Here is a 1,279-nt window from a genome sequence, read left to right as displayed (position 1 = left end):
AGTCTGCTCTTTAACAATGTGAATCATGCTGACAATTTCTCCGCAAGGAGAAATGCAAGATACGTCTCAAGCGTATCCGGCAATTGTCGTACGTAATCGCGGACCAGACCCTTTCGGGTTATATGGTCAAGCGATTAAGCGCATACGGTGGATGCCTTGGCAGCCAGAGGCGATGAAAGACGTGGTAGCCTGCGATAAGGCTCGGTGAGGTGGCAAACGACCTGTGACCCGGGCATTTCTGAATGGGGAAACCCACCCAGCACAAGCTGGGTATCCCACACTGAATCCATAGGTGTTGGGAGGCGAACCGGGGGAACTGAAACATCTAAGTACCCCGAGGAAAAGAAATCAACCGAGATTCCCCCAGTAGCGGCGAGCGAACGGGGACTAGCCCTTAAGCGGCACAACTGATAGGCGAACAGGCTGGGAAGCCTGACCATAGCGGGTGATAGTCCCGTAGCCGAAATCTGAGTGTCGTGAAATCGAGTAGGTCGGGGCACGTGAAACCTTGACTGAACATGGGGGGACCATCCTCCAAGGCTAAATACTCCTGGCTGACCGATAGTGAACCAGTACCGTGAGGGAAAGGCGAAAAGAACCCCGGAGAGGGGAGTGAAATAGATCCTGAAACCGTATGCGTACAAGCAGTGGGAGCATGCAAGTCATGTGACCGCGTACCTTTTGTATAATGGGTCAGCGACTTATTTTCAGTGGCGAGCTTAACCGAATAGGGGAGGCGTAGGGAAACCGAGTCTTAACTGGGCGACCAGTCGCTGGAAATAGACCCGAAACCGGGCGATCTATCCATGAGCAGGTTGAAGGTTGAGTAACATCAACTGGAGGACCGAACCAGGATCTGTTGAAAAAGATTTGGATGACTTGTGGATCGGAGTGAAAGGCTAATCAAGCCCGGAGATAGCTGGTTCTCCTCGAAAGCTATTTAGGTAGCGCCTCACGTATCACCGCCGGGGGTAGAGCACTGTTTCGGCTAGGGGGTCATCCCGACTTACCAACCCGAGGCAAACTCCGAATACCGGTGAGTGCCAGCGTGGGAGACACACGGCGGGTGCTAACGTCCGTCGTGAAAAGGGAAACAACCCAGACCGTCAGCTAAGGTCCCGAAATCCTGGTTAAGTGGGAAACGATGTGGGAAGGCTCAGACAGCTAGGAGGTTGGCTTAGAAGCAGCCATCCTTTAAAGAAAGCGTAATAGCTCACTAGTCGAGTCGGCCTGCGCGGAAGATGTAACGGGGCTAAACCAGGTACCGAAGCTACGGGTT

Annotated in this window: 1 rRNA gene; it reads left to right on the top strand. The window is 53.2% G+C overall.

Annotated features, from left to right (window positions below):
- Positions 1-124: 124 nt before the first annotated feature.
- Positions 125-1,279: ribosomal RNA gene (locus B8115_RS23145) — 23S ribosomal RNA — on the top strand; the annotation flags it as partial.

Source organism: Halomonas sp. KM-1, assembly GCF_000246875.1.
Classification (GTDB): domain Bacteria; phylum Pseudomonadota; class Gammaproteobacteria; order Pseudomonadales; family Halomonadaceae; genus Halomonas; species Halomonas aerodenitrificans.
Note: the sequence above shows the minus strand (reverse complement) of the source record. Positions and strands in the feature narration are given on the sequence as shown.